13 protein-coding genes, 1 tRNA gene and 1 other RNA gene are annotated in these 15,647 nt (G+C 73.2%); 5 read left to right on the top strand and 10 right to left on the bottom strand.

Features of this window, described 5'->3' with window-relative positions; genetic code table 11:
- Window positions 1-52 precede the first annotated feature (52 nt).
- From ACIG5E_RS04830 to ACIG5E_RS04820, 3 genes are all read left to right on the top strand, one after another.
- Complete coding sequence (locus ACIG5E_RS04830) at window positions 53-1,474, top strand: MFS transporter (protein ID WP_396531487.1); 1,422 nt, start codon at window positions 53-55, stop codon at window positions 1,472-1,474.
- Window positions 1,475-1,555: 81 nt separating this feature from the next.
- Complete coding sequence (locus ACIG5E_RS04825; RefSeq protein WP_396531486.1) at window positions 1,556-3,406, top strand: S9 family peptidase; 1,851 nt, start codon at window positions 1,556-1,558, stop codon at window positions 3,404-3,406.
- Complete coding sequence (locus ACIG5E_RS04820; RefSeq protein ID WP_396531485.1) at window positions 3,403-4,050, top strand: hypothetical protein; 648 nt, start codon at window positions 3,403-3,405, stop codon at window positions 4,048-4,050. The genes ACIG5E_RS04825 and ACIG5E_RS04820 overlap by 4 nt, the downstream gene beginning before the upstream one ends.
- A 43-nt stretch (window positions 4,051-4,093) precedes the next feature.
- Here ACIG5E_RS04820 and ACIG5E_RS04815 read toward each other — a convergent pair whose 3' ends face one another.
- From ACIG5E_RS04815 to ffs, 10 genes are all read right to left on the bottom strand, one after another.
- Complete coding sequence (locus ACIG5E_RS04815) at window positions 4,094-4,885, bottom strand: SURF1 family protein (protein WP_396531483.1); 792 nt, start codon at window positions 4,883-4,885, stop codon at window positions 4,094-4,096.
- An 84-nt stretch (window positions 4,886-4,969) separates the two neighbouring features.
- Window positions 4,970-6,124: a hypothetical protein gene (locus ACIG5E_RS04810; protein WP_396531482.1), complete on the bottom strand. Its 1,155-nt coding sequence runs from the start codon at window positions 6,122-6,124 to the stop codon at window positions 4,970-4,972.
- A complete protein-coding gene (locus tag ACIG5E_RS04805) occupies window positions 6,117-6,662 on the bottom strand; it encodes a SigE family RNA polymerase sigma factor (RefSeq protein WP_030288192.1) in 546 nt (181 codons plus the stop codon). Before ACIG5E_RS04805 ends, ACIG5E_RS04810 begins: the two co-directional genes overlap by 8 nt.
- A gap of 332 nt (window positions 6,663-6,994) precedes the next feature.
- Complete coding sequence (locus tag ACIG5E_RS04800) at window positions 6,995-8,053, bottom strand: aspartate-semialdehyde dehydrogenase (protein WP_396531481.1); 1,059 nt, start codon at window positions 8,051-8,053, stop codon at window positions 6,995-6,997.
- A 28-nt stretch (window positions 8,054-8,081) separates the two neighbouring features.
- Window positions 8,082-9,362, bottom strand: a complete 1,281-nt coding sequence (locus ACIG5E_RS04795) for an aspartate kinase (protein ID WP_030288196.1) — start codon at window positions 9,360-9,362, stop codon at window positions 8,082-8,084.
- 340 nt (window positions 9,363-9,702) lie between these two features.
- Entirely contained in the window at window positions 9,703-10,410 is a 708-nt protein-coding gene (locus tag ACIG5E_RS04790; RefSeq protein ID WP_396531480.1) for a DUF5063 domain-containing protein, read from the bottom strand.
- Complete coding sequence (gene recR, locus ACIG5E_RS04785) at window positions 10,403-11,002, bottom strand: recombination mediator RecR (protein WP_188307117.1); 600 nt, start codon at window positions 11,000-11,002, stop codon at window positions 10,403-10,405. The genes ACIG5E_RS04790 and recR overlap by 8 nt, the downstream gene beginning before the upstream one ends.
- 142 nt (window positions 11,003-11,144) lie before the next feature.
- Window positions 11,145-11,483, bottom strand: coding sequence for a YbaB/EbfC family nucleoid-associated protein (locus tag ACIG5E_RS04780; protein ID WP_072654976.1), 339 nt, complete (start codon window positions 11,481-11,483; stop codon window positions 11,145-11,147).
- Between the two features lie 114 nt (window positions 11,484-11,597).
- Entirely contained in the window at window positions 11,598-13,811 is a 2,214-nt protein-coding gene (locus ACIG5E_RS04775; RefSeq protein WP_396531479.1) for a DNA polymerase III subunit gamma and tau, read from the bottom strand.
- Between the two features lie 103 nt (window positions 13,812-13,914).
- An RNA gene (ffs, locus tag ACIG5E_RS04770) (signal recognition particle sRNA small type) lies at window positions 13,915-14,005 on the bottom strand.
- A 110-nt stretch (window positions 14,006-14,115) separates the two neighbouring features.
- Here ffs and ACIG5E_RS04765 point away from each other — a divergent pair.
- Together ACIG5E_RS04765 and ACIG5E_RS04760 are read left to right on the top strand one after the other, a co-directional pair.
- Window positions 14,116-14,203 (top strand) — tRNA-Ser (locus ACIG5E_RS04765).
- A gap of 329 nt (window positions 14,204-14,532) precedes the next feature.
- Complete coding sequence (locus ACIG5E_RS04760; protein ID WP_396531478.1) at window positions 14,533-15,624, top strand: DUF4236 domain-containing protein; 1,092 nt, start codon at window positions 14,533-14,535, stop codon at window positions 15,622-15,624.
- Window positions 15,625-15,647 lie beyond the last annotated feature (23 nt).

Genomic DNA, 15,647 nt, shown 5'->3' with positions numbered 1-15,647 from the left:
CCCACGGCGGCGCCCCCACCGCGGCGCCCCACCCCCTGGAGGAGAGCCCGAGATGAGCACCGCCCTGGACACCCCGCGGCCGACCGAAGCCGCGGCCGCCTCGGCGGCACCCGCCCCCAGGGGCCTGCTGCCGGTCGTCCTGACCGCCACCTTCATGACCGCCCTCGACACCTTCGTCGTCAACGTCGCCGTCCCCTCCGTCCAGGCCGATCTGGGCGCAGGCCGGGCGGTCGTCCAGTGGGTGATGGCCGGGTTCGGCCTGGCCCTGGCCGTCGGGCTGGTCACCGCCGGCCGGCTCGGCGACCGGTACGGCCGCCGTCGGGTGTTCGCGCTCGGCCTAGCCCTGTTCACCCTCGCCTCGGCGGGCTGCGGCCTCGCCCCCACCGCGGCCGCGCTGGTCGGCGGCCGGGTCGCCCAGGGCCTGGCGGCCGCGCTGATGGGCCCGCAGGTGCTGGCGATCCTGCGGACGGCGTTCAGCGGAGCCGCGCAGGCCCGGGCCTTCGCCCGGTACGGACTGACCATGGGCATCGGCGCGGTGTTCGGCCAGCTGATCGGCGGGCTGCTGATCCGCGCGGACCTGCTCGGCCTCGGCTGGCGCAGCTGCTTCCTGATCAACCTGCCGATCGGCCTGGCCGCCCTGGCCGCCGTCCGCCGCTGCCTGCCGGAGTCGCGCGCCCCGCAGCGGCCGGGCCTGGACCCGGTCGGCGTGCTGCTGGTGTCCGTCGCGCTGACGGCCCTGGTGCTGCCGCTGATCCAGGGCCCCGGGCTCCATTGGCCGCTGTGGACGGAGCTCTGCCTCGCCGCCGCGGCCGTCCTGCTCGCCGCCTTCGCCGTCCACCAGCACCGCGCCACCGCACACGGCGACACCCCCTTGGTCGACACCCGGCTGTTCCGCGGCGGCGCCTTCCGCACCGGGCTGCTCGCCCAGCTGGTCTTCTGGCTCGGCCAGGCCTCCTTCTTCCTGGTCCTCGCCCTGCACCTTCAGCTGGGCCGCGGGCTGGACGCGCTCGGCTCCGGACTGGTCTTCACCGCGATCGGCCTCGGCTACCTGCTCACCTCGAACGCCACCCACCTGGTCACCGGCCGCCTCGGCGAGCGCCGCACGATCACCGTCGGCGGGCTGCTGATGGCCGTCGGGCTGGGCCTGCTCGCCCTCGCCGCCTACGACGCGGCGGACGCGAGCGTCTGGTGGCTGGCGCCCGGGCTGTTCGTCGACGGCCTCGGCATGGGCCTGGTGATCGCGCCGGTCACCACCGTCGCCCTGGCGGCCGTCGAGCCCGGACTGGCCGGTGCGGCGGCCGGGGTGGTGGCCACCGTGCAACAGGTCGGCGGGGCCGTCGGGGTCGCGCTGATCGGCCTGGTCTACTACGGCGCCGGCGACCCGACCGCCGCCTTCGGCCGCAGCGTGACGGCGCTGGCGGTGCTGGAGCTGGTGCTGGTGGGACTGGTCAGGCTGCTGCCGCGCCGTTCGTGAACACAGCAGGAGCCGCAGGCGGGTGGGGTGAACCCCACCCGCCCGTTCCGTTCCGTCCCCCCGATCGGGTTGGATGGTCGGATGAGCGAGGAGAAGAGCGCCGTACCGGCGTGGGAGCAGCGGTTCCGGGCAGCACGCGTGTCCCTGCCCGACTGGGCCGAGGACGCCCCCGACCGGGCGCTGTACGTGTCCAACGCGACCGGCACCTACGAGGTCTACGCCTGGGACCGTGCCACCGGCACCCACCGCAGGGTCACCGACCGCCCGAACGGCACCACCGACGCCGAGCTGTCCCCGGACGGTGCCTGGGTCTGGTGGTTCGACGACCACGACGGCGACGAGTTCGGCGTCTGGCGCCGCCAGCCCTTCGCGGGCGGCCCGGACGAGGAGGCCGTGCCCGGTCTCGCCCCCTCCTACTCGGCCGGCCTGGCCCTCGGCCGCGACGGCACGGTGGTCGTCGGCCGGTCCACCGACGAGGACGGCACCACGCTGCACCTGCGCCGCCCGGGCGCGGCCGAGCCGGTCGAGATCTACCGGCACGAGGAGTACGGCGGCGTCGGCGACCTCAGCCACGATGCCACCCTGCTCGCCATCGACCACACCGAGCACGGCGACGCGATGCACTCCGCGATCCGGGTGGTCCGGCTGGCCGGCGGCGGTGTCGAGACCGTCGCCGAGCTGGACGAGGTCACCGGCCGGGACGAGCCGCGCGGTGTCGCCTGTCTGGGCTTCGCCCCGGTCGAGGGCGACACCCGGCTGCTGGTCGCCCACCAGCGCACCGGCCGCTGGGAGCCGATGATCTGGGACGTCGCCACCGGCGTCGAGACCGCCCTCCCGCTGCGCGACGAGCAGGGCCGCGAGCTGCCCGGCGACGTGTCCGCGCAGTGGCGCCCGGGAGCCGCGGAGCTGCTGGTCGAGCACGAGTACGAGGCGCGCAGCGAGCTGTTCACGTACACGCTCGCGGACGGCCGGCTGACCCGCCTGGAGACCCCGCGCGGCACCGTCGGCGGCGCCACCGCCCGTCCGGACGGCACCGTGGAGTACCTGTGGTCCTCCGCCGCCGAGCCCTCCGCCGTCCGCTCCACCGCCGGGGCGGTCGTGCTGCGGGCGCCCGGCCCGGTGCCGCCCGGGTCCGTCCCGGTCGAGGACGTCTGGGTGGACGGGCCCGGCGGGCGGGTGCACGCCCTGGTGCAGCGCCCGCGGACGGCGGGCCCGGGCCCGTACCCGACCGTGTTCGAGATCCACGGCGGCCCGACCCACCACGACAGCGACTCCTTCGCGGCCGGCCCGGCCGCCTGGCTGGACCACGGCTTCGCGGTGGTCCGGGTCAACTACCGCGGCTCGACCGGCTACGGCCAGGCCTGGACCGACGCGCTGCACGAGCGGGTCGGCCTGATCGAGCTGGAGGACATCGCGGCCGTCCGGGAGTGGGCGGTCTCCAGCGGTCTGGCCGACCCGCGGCGGCTGGTGCTCACCGGCGGCAGCTGGGGCGGCTACCTGACCCTGCTCGGCCTGGGCGTGCAGCCCGACAGCTGGTCGCTGGGCGTCGCCGCCGTGCCGGTCGCGGACTACCACACCGCGTACGCCGACGAGATGGAGGCGCTCAAGTCGCTGGACCGCACGCTCTTCGGCGGCACCCCGGAGGAGGTCCCGGAGCGCTTCACCGCCTCCTCGCCGCTGACCTACGTCGAGCAGGTGCGGGTGCCGGTGTACATCAGCGCCGGGGTCAACGACCCGCGCTGCCCGATCCGGCAGATCGACAACTACGTCGAGCGGCTGGAGCAGCTCGACAAGCCGCACGAGGTGTACCGGTTCGACGCCGGGCACGGCTCGCTGGTGGTGGAGGAGCGGATCAAGCAGCTGCGGCTGGAGATCGACTTCGTCCGGCGGCACCTCGGCGTTCCGGGCGGGAGCACCGGAGGGGCCGGGTGAGACGTCTGCTGACGCTCGCGGGGGCGGCGGTGGCTGGGGTGCTGGTGCTCAGCGGCTGCTCGGGGTCGCACGGCGCCGAGGCCGACTGCCCGCCGCCGGTCGCGCCGCGGCCGGCGAGCCCGGCGAGCCCGGCGGCGGGCGTACCGACGGCTGCCGCCACTCCGACGGCCGCGACGACGGCCCCGACGACGACCCCGCCGTCCCGTTCGGCGACGAAGGCGAGCGCACTGGGCGGCGGCTCGGTCCTCGGGTCGGTCGTCAGTCGGGCGTCGTACGGGCCGGGATCGACGGAGTCCACCGGCGGGGAGGAGGACACGGCCGAGCGTGGCGGCTCGCACGGTTCGAGCGGTTCGCACGGATCGAGCGGCTCGCACGGATCGAGCGGTTCCAAGGGCTCGTCCGGCTCGAAGGGCCGTGGCACCACGCACCACCACATCGACCACCACGACTCGGACAACGTGGTCGGCGGCCACGGCCACTGCCGCGGCGGCTCCGAGCCGGTGGACGACGACACCGCGGCACCGTTCGGCGGCGAGCAGAGCCCGACGGGCCCGTCACAGTCCCCGACACCGACCGTGGTGCCGACGCCGGTCGCGACCCCGGCCAAGCCACTGCCGACGCCGACCGGCAAGCCGTCCAGGTAACCCGGTCAGGCAAGTCGTCCAGGCAAGCCGGTCAGCAAGCCGGTCAGTCCAGGACCGGGTCCAGCCCGAGGGCCCGGTCCTGCTCCGCCTCCGCCTCCCGGCGCATCAGGCGGAACCACATGAAGATCACGAAGCCCGCGAAGACGAACCACTCCAGGGTGTAGCCCAGGTTCTGGAACGCCCGCAGGGTGAGCCCGTCACCGCCCTGCGGCTGCACGGTCGGGACCTCGGTCAGCCCGACGGGCACCTGGTCGGCGGCCACCCAGCCGTCGTACCAGCCGTCGTACGCCAGCACGTTCAGCAGCGAGGCCCGGTTGATCATGCCGAGCTGCCCCGCGGGCAGGCCGCCCGCGACCGCGCCGTTGCTGCCGACGGACTCGTTGGCCTGCAGCCGTCCGGTGACGGTCACCTGCCCGGTGGGCGCGGCCTCGGCCGCGGGGGCGGAGCCGGACGGGGCGCCGGGCGCCCAGCCCCGCACCACGGCGACGGCGTGTCCGTCGGCGGTGCGCAGCGGGGTGAGCACGTAGTAGCCCTGCTTGCCGTCCAGCACCCGGTTGGGGACGAGGAGTTGGTGCTCCGTGTCGAAGCTCCCGGTCACCGTGACGGGTTTGCCGACGGTCTCCGTGGTCACCTGCGGGATGGTCGGGCCGAGCAGCGCGTCGATCGGCCGGGCGTCACCCGAAGCGGTGAGCGACGCCTTGGTCTCCTGGTGGGTGGAGACGCGGTCCTCGAACCGGCCGAGCTGCCAGGAGCCCAGCCAGACGCACACCACCACGGCCGCCATCGCCAGGGCGGTGCCGCCCAGCCAGCGCGGAGTCAGGAGGAACCGGTACACACCCCCCACGGTAACCATTCCTCACACCGCCCCGGACCACAGGGTCCGCCCCCGGGCGGGGCACCGGCCCGGGCGGGTGCCCGCTCAGCCCGCCGCGGGCGGCCCGGCCGTCTGGGCCGCGGAGCCGCCGGCCGACTGCACGCCGCCCCGGTAGAGCGTCCCGCCGCACTCGACCGGCAGCGAGGCCGTCGCGGCCGCCGGGCTGCCCGGGGCCGGGGTGTGGGCGATGGTGGCGGTGGCCTGCGCGGAGGTGGGGCTGCCGCTGGGGGTGGCCGTCGGGCTCGGCGCCGAGGTGGTCCCGGACGTGGGCGAGGAGCTGGCGTGCGGGTTGGCGCTCGGCGCGGCCGAGGCGCCGGAGGCCGGGGCGGCGCCGGAGGCGGCGGGGGCCTGAGTGGTCAGGGAGGCCTGGTTGGCGCCGGTGGTCGGCGCGGTGGTGGCGCCGCCGGAGCCGCAGCCCTGGTCGGGGATCCACGCGAACGACACCCGGTACCCCGCCTGCGGAGCGAGCACCGGCGGTTCGGCGTCCATCGCGGGCAGGCTGCCCGCCGGATCGCCCGGGCTGTGGTCGGCGGTGCGGACCCGGCTGCGGTCGGTGCCGCTGACGTCGGTGACGGCCACCGCGCCCGGCCCGCCGAGGCGGCAGCTGCGGCCGGAGACGTTGTACACCGTGAAGGAGCCGTAGATCCGGCCCTGCGCGTCCGCCGGGCCGACCTGTGCGGTGCCCTGCCCGAGGTCCGTCCGGGTGCACAGCGGGAGGATCCCGCCGTCCGCGGTGCCGGTGGCCCCGGTGGGGGTGGCGGTGCCGGGGCGGGTGGCGTCCGCGCCGGGGCTGGGTGAGGCGGTGCCCACGCCCGGCGAGGGGCCGGTACTCCCGCCGCCGGTGCCGGCGTGCGGGCCTGCGCCGGTGGCGCCGGCGCCGGCCGCGGCGCCGCTGGGGGCGGCGAGGGTCGCGCCGTTGGCGGTCGTGGAGCCGGGGCCGCCGGACAGTCCGAGGTGGTCGCCCTCGTGGAGTACCGGCAGGGCGATCGCGACCGTCAGTGCCAGCGCCGCCGCGCCGGTCCAGGCCCCGCGGCGGGCGGCCCGGCGCCGGGGTACGGCCTGCCGGATCCGGGGCAGGGCACCGGCCCCGGGCTGGATCCCGGCCACCGCGTGCCGCATCAGCTCGCGCAGCGCCCGTTCCTCGGAGGAGAGGCCGGGGATGTCGTCGTCCTCGGGCCGCTGCCGGGCGCCGTCAGCCATGGCCGGCCTCCATCTGGATCCGGAGGGCGGCGAGTCCGCGCGAGCCGTACGCCTTCACCGAACCGAGTGAGATGCCCAGGGCCTCGGCGACCTGCGCCTCCGTCATGTCCACGAAGTAACGCAGCACCAGAACCTCCCGCTGACGGCGTTGCAGACCCTTCAGCGCGGCCTTCAGCTGGTCACGCTCCAGGGCATCGTAGGCACCTTCTTCTGCACTGGCCATGTCAGGCATGGGCTTCGGCAGCAGTCGCAGGCCGAGGATCCGGCGGCGCAGCGTGGAGCGCGACAGGTTGACCACCGTCTGCCGGAGGTAGGCCAGGGTCTTCTCGGGCTCGCGCACCCGGCGCCGGGCGGCGTGCACCCGGATGAAGGCCTCCTGCACGACGTCCTCGCAGGTGGAGAGGTCGTCCAGGAGTAGCGCGGCGAGCCGCAGCAGGGAGCGGTAGTGCGCCTGGTAGGTCGCGGTGAGCAGGTCCTCGCTGGTACCCGCGTCGGTACCGGCGCCGGAGTCCGCCGCACCGGGTGCGGCCGCCGTCATCTGGTCTTCTTCCGGCCTACTCGAAGACCACGGGGCGCGCGACGGGAAGGTCACCACGGCCCTCGCCGGGATGCCCGCCCTTGCCCCCACCATCACGTTCGCCACGCCCGTTGGACACTCGATCCCCTGTCATGGTTGCCCAGCCCGGGGCCCATTCTTCCGCATCGGCCGAAGCGGCCTCCAGGGGATTCCCACGGGATTCCGGACGGATTGTGTCGAGGAGCGGACACAGGTCCGGACATCCTCGGGCACAAAGGGCCCTCCGACCCGGGCTGATGACGGATCCTAGGGCTCCTCGACCGCCAGCTCGCCGACCGCCAGCTCGCCGACCGTCAGCTCGCCGACGTCAGCTCGCCGGCCACCAGCTCGGCGATCTGCAGCAGGTTGAGCGCGGCCCCCTTGCGCAGGTTGTCGCCGCAGAGGAAGAGGTCGAGCGCGTCCGGCTCGTCCAGCGCCCGGCGCACCCGCCCGACCCAGACCGGGTCGGTGCCGACCACGTCGTTCGGGGTGGGGAACTCCCCGGCCGCCGGGTCGTCGTAGAGGACCACGCCGGGCGTCTCGCGCAGGATGTCCTGGGCGTGCTCCTGGCTGACCTCGCGCTCGAAGCGGGCGTGCACGGCCAGCGCGTGGGTGCGGACGACCGGGATGCGCACGCAGGTCGCGGAGACCCGCAGGGCGGGCAGCCCGAGGATCTTGCGGGCCTCGTCGCGCAGGCCCAGCTCCTGGGCGGACCAGCCGCCCTCGCGCAGGCCGCCGGTCCAGGGCACGGCGTTGAAGGCGAGCGGGGCGGCGAACGGCCCCTCGTCGGCGATCACCGCGCGCAGGTCGCCGGTCTGCCGGCCGACCTCGGTGCCCGCCACCAGGGCGGTCTGCTCGCGCAGCGCGGACACGCCGGCCCGGCCCTCGCCGCTGGCGGCCTGGTAGGTGGCGACCACGAGCTGCTCCAGCCCGTACTCGGCGTGCAGCGCGCCGACCGCCGCGACCAGCGCGAGCGTGGTGCCGGCCGGGCTGGCCACGATGCCGCGCGGACGGATCCGCAGCGCGGCCGCGTTGACCTCGGGGACGACCAGCGGCACGTCCCCGGCGGTACGGAAGGCGGCCGAGTCGTCGACCACCACGACGCCCTTGGCCGCCGCGATCGGCGCCCACTGGGCGGAGACCGCGTCGGGGACGGCGAACACGGCGACGTCGATCCCGGCGAAGGCCTCCTCGGTCAGCGGGACGACCTCGACCGCCTCCCCGCGCACCACCGGCGTACGGCCGGCCGAGCGCGGGGAGGCGACGAGTCGGACCTCGCCCCAGATGTCCTGACGGAGCGACAGCAGGCCGAGCAGCACCTCGCCGACCGCACCGGTGGCGCCGACGACGGCGAGGTTGGGGCGCCGGGTCACCTCCGGGGACCCCTGCCCGGCTTCCGGGTCATCGCCCGGTGCCGCCGTAGACGACGGCCTCGTCGCTCTCGCTGTCCAGGCCGAAGGCGCTGTGCACGGCGCGGACCGCCTCCGGCACGTCGTCGGCGCGGGTGACCACCGAGATGCGGATCTCCGAGGTGGAGATCAGCTCGATGTTGACGCCCGCGGCGGACAGCGCCTCGAAGAAGGTGGCGGTGACGCCCGGGTTGGAGCGCATGCCGGCGCCGACCAGCGAGATCTTGCCGATCGCGTCGTCGTAGCGCAGCGACTCGTAGCCGATGCCCTCCTTGACCCGGCCGAGCGCGTCGATGGCCTTCTGGCCCTCGGTCTTCGGCAGGGTGAAGGAGATGTCGGTCAGGCCGGTCGACGCGGCGGAGACGTTCTGCACCACCATGTCGATGTTGACCTCGGCGTCGGCGATGGCACGGAAGATGCGCGCCGCCTCGCCCGGCTTGTCGGGCACGCCGACGACCGTGACCTTGGCCTCGGAGGTGTCGTGGGCGACTCCGGAGATGATGGCCTGCTCCATCTCGCCCCCTTCGGGCTTGTTCGGGTTGTCGTTGCTGACGATCGTCCCGGGAAGACCCGAGAAGGACGAGCGTACGTGAATCGGGATGTTGTAGCGGCGGGCGTACTCCACACAGCGGTCGAGCAGCACCTTGGATCCGGACGAGGCCAGCTCCAGCATGTCCTCGTACGCGATCCAGTCGATCTTGCGCGCCTTCTTCACCACGCGCGGGTCGGCGGTGAACACGCCGTCCACGTCGGTGTAGATCTCGCAGACCTCGGCCTTGAGCGCGGCGGCCAGCGCGACGGCGGTGGTGTCCGAGCCGCCGCGGCCCAGCGTGGTGATGTCCTTGCTGCTCTGGGACACGCCCTGGAAGCCGGCCACGATCGCGATGTTGCCCTCGTCCAGGGCGGTGCGGATGCGACCCGGCGTCACGTCGATGATGCGCGCCTTGTTGTGGACGGAGTCGGTGATGACACCGGCCTGACTGCCCGTGAAGGACTGGGCCTCGTGACCCAGGGATTTGATCGCCATGGCCAGCAGCGCCATGGAGATGCGCTCTCCAGCGGTCAGCAGCATGTCGAACTCACGGCCGGCAGGGAGCGGTGACACCTGCTCCGCGAGTTCGATGAGCTCGTCCGTCGTGTCGCCCATCGCGGACACCACGACGACGACCTCATGGCCGGCCTTCTTGGCATCAACGATTCGGCGGGCAACGCGCTTGATGCCTTCGGCATCCGCAACGGATGAGCCGCCGTACTTCTGCACGACTAGGCCCACGTGCGCTCCTCGACTAGTGTCGTTTTCCGGGGGCGCCAGGCCCCCGTACCCCCGGGGGAAAGGGGGGTGCGGTCCGCGCCAGTCTACCGAGCAGGGGTGCCCTGACCGGCGCTTTCCATATGATGAGACGGCGGTTTCGGCAGGTGGGCGGCGATCCGGGCGGTGCCACCGGCAGGTCTGCGGGGCATTCGGCGCGGCTCCGCAGAATCCTCGGACGAATGCCCGCTGCCGCGGCCGGATTTCTTTTCCGGGCGGATTGCTGAGGCATTCGTCACAATCAGCCTCCGCATCGGCCTCTGCTCGCCGTGGATTGCCGTGGATTGCCGGCCGGGCGTCGGAACTACCGGCCGAGACCGAGTTCGGCCGCCATCAGGTCGCCCGCCTGCTGCTCCAGCTGCTCGTCGGTGAGCCCGTCGTCGTCGATGTCCGCGCCGTCCGGCGCCGCACCGATCGGGCTGTCCAGGCGGACGTGGGCGATCAGCGACTGCAGCGCCCGCAGCACCGCCGTGCAGGTCGTGCCCCAGTTGGAGAGGTACGAGAACTGCCACCACCACAACGCCTCGCTGACCCGGCCCTCGCGGTAGTGGGTCAGACCGTGCTGGAGCTCGCTGACCACGCCGGCCAAGTCGTCCGAGATCCGGAAGGCGTTCGGCTTCTCCGGCGGACCGTACGGGTCGAAGACCTCGTGGTAGACGTCGATCGGCGCGAGCAGCTCGGCGAGGCGCTCGCGCAGCTGCTCACCGTCCGGCTCCGGCCCGGCGTCGGGCTCGAAGCGGTCCTCCGGGACGACGTCCTCGATGGCGCCCAGTCGGCCGCCCGCCAGCAGCAGCTGCGAGACCTCCAGGAGCAGCAGCGAGACCGCGCTGCCCGGTTCGTCGCCCTTGGCGACCTCGGTGACGGCGAGTACGAAGCTCTCCACCGAGTCGGCGATCTGCACGGCGAGGTCGTCCGGCTCGGAGCCGTGGCCGTGGGTGTGCGGGGCGTGGGCCTCGGGCTCCGGGTGGGGCTGCGGGCCGTGGGGCTGCTGGTTGATCGTCCGGTCAGACATCGAGCAGTCGTCTCCCTTCGAAGGCGCGGCCGAGGGTGACCTCGTCCGCGTACTCCAGGTCCCCGCCGACGGGCAGACCGCTCGCCAGCCGGGTCACCTTCAGGCCCATCGGCTTGCAGAGCCGGGCCAGATAGGTGGCGGTCGCCTCCCCCTCCAGGTTGGGGTCGGTGGCCAGGATCAGCTCGGTGACCGTGCCGTCCGCGAGGCGCGCGAGCAGCTCGCGGATGCGCAGGTCGTCCGGGCCGACGCCCTCGATGGGGCTGATCGCGCCGCCCAGCACGTGGTAGCGGCCGCGGAACTCACGGGTGCGCTCGATGGCGACGACGTCCTTGGGCTCCTCGACCACGCAGATGACACCGAGATCGCGGCGCGGGTCCAGGCAGACCCGGCACTGCTCGGCCTCCGCGACGTTGCCGCAGACCGCGCAGAAGCGGACCTTGTCCTTGACCTCCAGCAGCGCGTGCGCGAGGCGGCGCACGTCGACCGGGTCGGACTGCAGCACGTGGAAGGCGATCCGCTGGGCGCTCTTGGGCCCGACGCCGGGCAGCCTGCCCAGTTCGTCGATCAGGTCCTGAACCACGCCCTCGTACAACGTCGCGCCTTCCCTCGGATGGTCGGTGTGCTCCTGGTCGGAGGTGCTCCGGTGCCATCATCCAACGAATCGGGCGCCGGACACACCGGCCGACGCCCGACTCCCACAGAAATCACATGAGGAACGTCCTGGAACGGACGTCCTAGAAGGGCAGGCCCGGGATGCCGCCGCCCATGCCCTGGGTGAGCGGACCCATCCGCTCGGCCTGCATCTTCTGGGCCGCCTGGGTGGCGTCCCGGACGGCCGCCAGGATCAGGTCGGCCAGGGTCTCGGTGTCCTCCGGGTCCACGGCGGCCGGGGCGATGGTCAGCGCCACCAGCTCACCCGAGCCCGTCACCGTGGCCTCGACCAGGCCGCCGCCGGCCGTACCGTTCACCTTCGCCTCGGCCAGCTCCTGCTGGGCCTTCGCGAGCTCCTGCTGCATCTTCTGCGCCTGCTTGAGCAGCTGCTGCATGTTGGGCTGACCACCACCGGGAAACACGGCTCACTCCTTGCTGTCACGCGGTTCTTCGTTCGTCACCGCTGAGCCTACGGGCCCGGGCCCGCCCGTGGGGACCGCTCCCAGGGTCCCCACCGGACCCGCCCAGGACAGGCCCTAGTTGCCGCGGTGGTGGATCTCCTCCAGCACCGTGGCGCCCAGCTCGCGGATGATCAGCTCCTGGCCGGAGAACGCCTCCTCGTTGAGGTCAGGGTCGTCCTCCTCCGGGATGTCGTCCTCCGGAGCCACCGACCGCACCGGGCGGGCCGGGGGCACCGGCGCGGCCGGGGACGGGGCCTGCACCGGCGCGGGGGCCGGCGCCGGCGGCTGGGGCTGCGACTGGACCGGGGCGGGCGCCTGCACCTGCGGCTGGGGCTGCACCGGGGCCGGGGCGGCCATCGGCGGCGCGGCGGCCGCCGGACGGGCCGGGGCCCCCCAGCCGCCGCCGGCCGGGGCGGCCGCGGCCGGGGCCATGCCTCCGCCACCTCCGCCACCGCCTCCGGACGGGTCGACGATGCACTCGATCCGCCAGTCCACGCCCAGCGCGTCCGACAGCGCCTGGCGCAGCACGTCGTCGCTGTTGCTGCCGACGAAGCTGTCCCGGGCGCCCGCGTTGATGAACGAGACCTGGAGGGTGCTGCCGTCGAACCCGGCCACCTGGCCGTTCTGGCTGAGCAGGATCCAGGTGAAGCGGCGGCGGTTCTTCACCGCCTCCAGGATCTGCGGCCACAGCTGCCGGACCTGCGCCGCACCCTGCTGGGCGGCCGCGGACGGCTGGCCGCCGGCGGGGGCCGGGGCTGCGGGGGCCTGCTGGACCGGGGGCGGAGTGGGCGCGGGCTGCGGGGCCGCCTGCGGCTGCTGGTGTGCGGGCGGGGCGGCGGCCGGGATCGGGGCTGGTGCGCCGCCTGCGGGCGGGAAGCTGCGCGGGATCGGCCAGGCGCCCGGGGCGGGCCCGGCGGGAGCCGGGGGTGGGGTCGCCTGCGCGGGGGCGGGGGCCGTGGCGACGGGCACGGCGGGTGCGGCCGCCGGGGCGGGCACCTCCACCGGCGCCTCGACCGACGCAGCTGCGGCCGGTACGGCCACGTGCGGGGCCATCGGAGCAGCCATCGGGGCGGCAGCCATCGGCGCGGCGGCCATCGGAGCCATCCCGGCCGGCGCGGCGAGACCGCCCGCGGCCGCCCGGCGCTCCAGCTTGTCCAGGCGCGCCTGCAGCGACAGCTCGTCGCTGTACGCGCCCGGCAGCATCACCCGGGCGCAGATCAGCTCCAGCTGGAGCCGCGGCGCCGCGTTGCCGCGCATCTCGGTCAGCCCGGTGTTGACGATGTCGGCCGCCCGGCTCAGCTCGGCCGCGCCGAACGCGTCCGCCTGCGCCTGCATCACGGCGATCCGGTCCGCCGGGGCGTCGATCAGCCCCTTCTCCCCCGCCTCCGGCACGGTGGCGAGGATCACCAGGTCGCGCAGCCGCTCCAGCAGGTCGGTGACGAAACGGCGCGGGTCGTGCCCGCCCTCGACCACCCGGTCGATGACCTGGAACACCGTCGCCCCGTCGTGCGCGGCGAAGGCGTCCACCACCTCGTCCAGCAGTGCCGAGTCGGTGTACCCGAGCAGCGCCGTCGCCATCTGGTAGGTGACACCGCCCTCACCGGCACCGGCCAGCAGCTGGTCCATGACCGACATCGAGTCACGCACCGAGCCCGCACCGGCCCGGACCACCAGGGGGAACACCGGGTCCTCGACCTGGATGCCCTCCCGGCCGCAGACCTCCGCCAGGTAGTCGCGCAGCGTGCCGGGCGGGACCAGCCGGAACGGGTAGTGGTGGGTACGGGACCGGATCGTCCCGATCACCTTCTCCGGCTCGGTGGTCGCGAAGATGAACTTGAGGTGCTCCGGCGGCTCCTCGACCACCTTGAGCAGCGCGTTGAACCCGGCCGAGGTCACCATGTGCGCCTCGTCCAGGATGAAGATCTTGTACCGGCTGTGCACCGGCGCGAAGAAGGCCCGCTCGCGCAGCTCGCGCGCGTCGTCCACACCACCGTGCGAGGCGGCGTCGATCTCGATCACGTCGATCGAGCCGGGCCCGCCGGTCGCGAGGTCCCGACAGGACTGGCACTCCCCGCAGGGCGTCGGCGTCGGCCCCTGCTCACAGTTCAGACAACGGGCCAGGATGCGCGCGCTCGTCGTCTTGCCACAGCCGCGCGGCCCGCTGAACAGGTACGCGTGGTTGACCCTGTTGTTGCGCAGGGCCTGCTGGAGCGGAGCGGTCACGTGCTCCTGCCCGATGACCTCCGCGAAGGTCTCGGGGCGGTAGCGGCGGTACAGGGCTAGGGACACACCACCGACGATATCGGGACGGGCCGACAAACGCGTCGCCCCTTCGTCCCGGCCCCCACTCCGGCCCCCGCTGCGCGCGACCCGGCAGCGCCCCCGGGAACGCAAAGACCCCCCGTGCACCCGCCAGAGCCCTCCTACCCTTGCTGCCTTCCGGCCCTGGGGGGGTTCAGAGAGATGACGCCACACGAGGGGCTGACCCCCACACTACCGGATCCCGGCCCCGACGATCCACAGGCCACCCCCACCTCCGGCCTGCGGGATAGCTGGTCGCGAGCACCCCGAAACATGTACTAAGCTCTCCCACGGAGGATTCGCCTAGAGGCCTAGGGCGCACGCTTGGAAAGCGTGTTGGGGGCAACCCCTCACGAGTTCGAATCTCGTATCCTCCGCCATGGCTGACCAGCCATAACGAAGGCCCCGACCGCCCAGCGGTCGGGGCCTTCGTCGTGCTCTGGTTGCAGTTTTGGCTGCGTTTCCGGTTCTCGACGGATGTCCGGTTGCGACTCGTTAGGACAGCTGTGACCTCGCGGGTACCCAATGGGTCGATGGCCATGGCGATGGGACGTGCGATGACACTCGATGCGGCTGCTGGACCTGTGGCGGCTAGGAGTGTCCGGGTGGGTGGGAGCTGGGACGGCTGTGGCTGCGGACGTCTCAGCCGGTGGAGAACGATTGGATAAACGGCACGCCTGGTGGCATCTCCGCCTGGCAGGCTCCGCGCATGGGTCTCTACCTCCGCAGCAGCCTCCGAGCCGGCCCGTTCCGCTTCAACCTTTCCCAGTCCGGCATCGGTGTGTCCGTGGGCGTTCCCGGGTTCCGCGTCGGGACCGGGCCACGAGGTAACTACGTTCGGGTCGGCGCTCGTAGCGTTTCCTATCGGGCCACACTCGCCTCCCAACGGGCTGGCTCCCGCAACACCCTCACCTCCCCGGCAGGCTCGCGCTCCTGGCATCCCGGATCGCCCACCACCCTGCCCGGAAGCGTCGCGGTTCAGGAGATCCCGACCGCGACCATCGAGGAACTGCAGGGCTCGGATCCCACTGACTTCATCGGACAGTTGCAGACCGCAGCCCAGCGGCGCTCAATCTGGCCCTGGGCTGCGACACTCGCCCTCCTGGTGTCCCTACCGCTACTGATGTTGCCCATGCTCGTCCTCGGCCCCCTGGTGTACTGGCTCTACCAACGCGACCGGGCAGCCCAACGAGTCATCGCCTTCTACGACTTCGAGAACCAGCCTGGAGAGCGGTTCGCCCGGCTCATCGACGCAGCCGAAGGGGTGCGCCAATCACAACAGAACTGGGTCATCACCGGCTCGGGCGCCGTAGTGACCACCATGCAACACAAGATGAACAGCGGCGCCTCCGCCGTCGTCCAGCGCAAACCCACGACGGTGAACATGGATGGCCCTCGGGAACTCGTCACGAACATTTCTGTTCCAAGCTTCCATTGCGGAGCCCACACGCTATACCTGCTCCCCGACCGCGTGCTGGTGAAGCACCGACGGAGCTTCGCAGACCTGTCCTACCAGGAGCTCCTCGTCGTCGTGAACGACTTGCGATTCCACGAGGGCGGCTCCGTGCCGCGAGACAGCCAACAGGTCGGCACGACCTGGCAATACGTGAATGTCAGGGGCGGTCCAGACCGACGGTTCAAGAACAACCCGCAGCTGCGCATCATGCTCTACGGGCGTATCAACTTCGCCACCCGTACTGGCTTGAACCTGAAGTGGGACTGCTCCAGGCCCGCGTCGGCGCACCAGTTCACACAGGCGATCTCGTCTTACGAAGCGCCGCCGGAACTACTCCGCCAGTAGTGCCGCTGTCCCGGACAGCTGGC

The organism is Kitasatospora sp. NPDC053057, assembly GCF_044546945.1.
Classification (GTDB): Bacteria; Actinomycetota; Actinomycetes; order Streptomycetales; family Streptomycetaceae; genus Kitasatospora.
This window is presented reverse-complemented; position numbering and strand designations above follow the sequence as displayed.

What these genes read in the sequence shown, in the direction of transcription:
- ACIG5E_RS04830 (WP_396531487.1), top strand. Translation starts at nt 53, where the DNA reads ATGAGCACCGCCCTGGACACCCCGCGGCCGACCGAAGCCGCGGCCGCC.
- ACIG5E_RS04810 (WP_396531482.1), bottom strand. Translation starts at nt 6,124, where the DNA reads ATGGCTGACGGCGCCCGGCAGCGGCCCGAGGACGACGACATCCCCGGC.
- ACIG5E_RS04760 (WP_396531478.1), top strand. Translation starts at nt 14,533, where the DNA reads ATGGGTCTCTACCTCCGCAGCAGCCTCCGAGCCGGCCCGTTCCGCTTC.
- ACIG5E_RS04805 (WP_030288192.1), bottom strand. Translation starts at nt 6,662, where the DNA reads ATGACGGCGGCCGCACCCGGTGCGGCGGACTCCGGCGCCGGTACCGAC.
- ACIG5E_RS04790 (WP_396531480.1), bottom strand. Translation starts at nt 10,410, where the DNA reads ATGTCTGACCGGACGATCAACCAGCAGCCCCACGGCCCGCAGCCCCAC.
- ACIG5E_RS04825 (WP_396531486.1), top strand. Translation starts at nt 1,556, where the DNA reads ATGAGCGAGGAGAAGAGCGCCGTACCGGCGTGGGAGCAGCGGTTCCGG.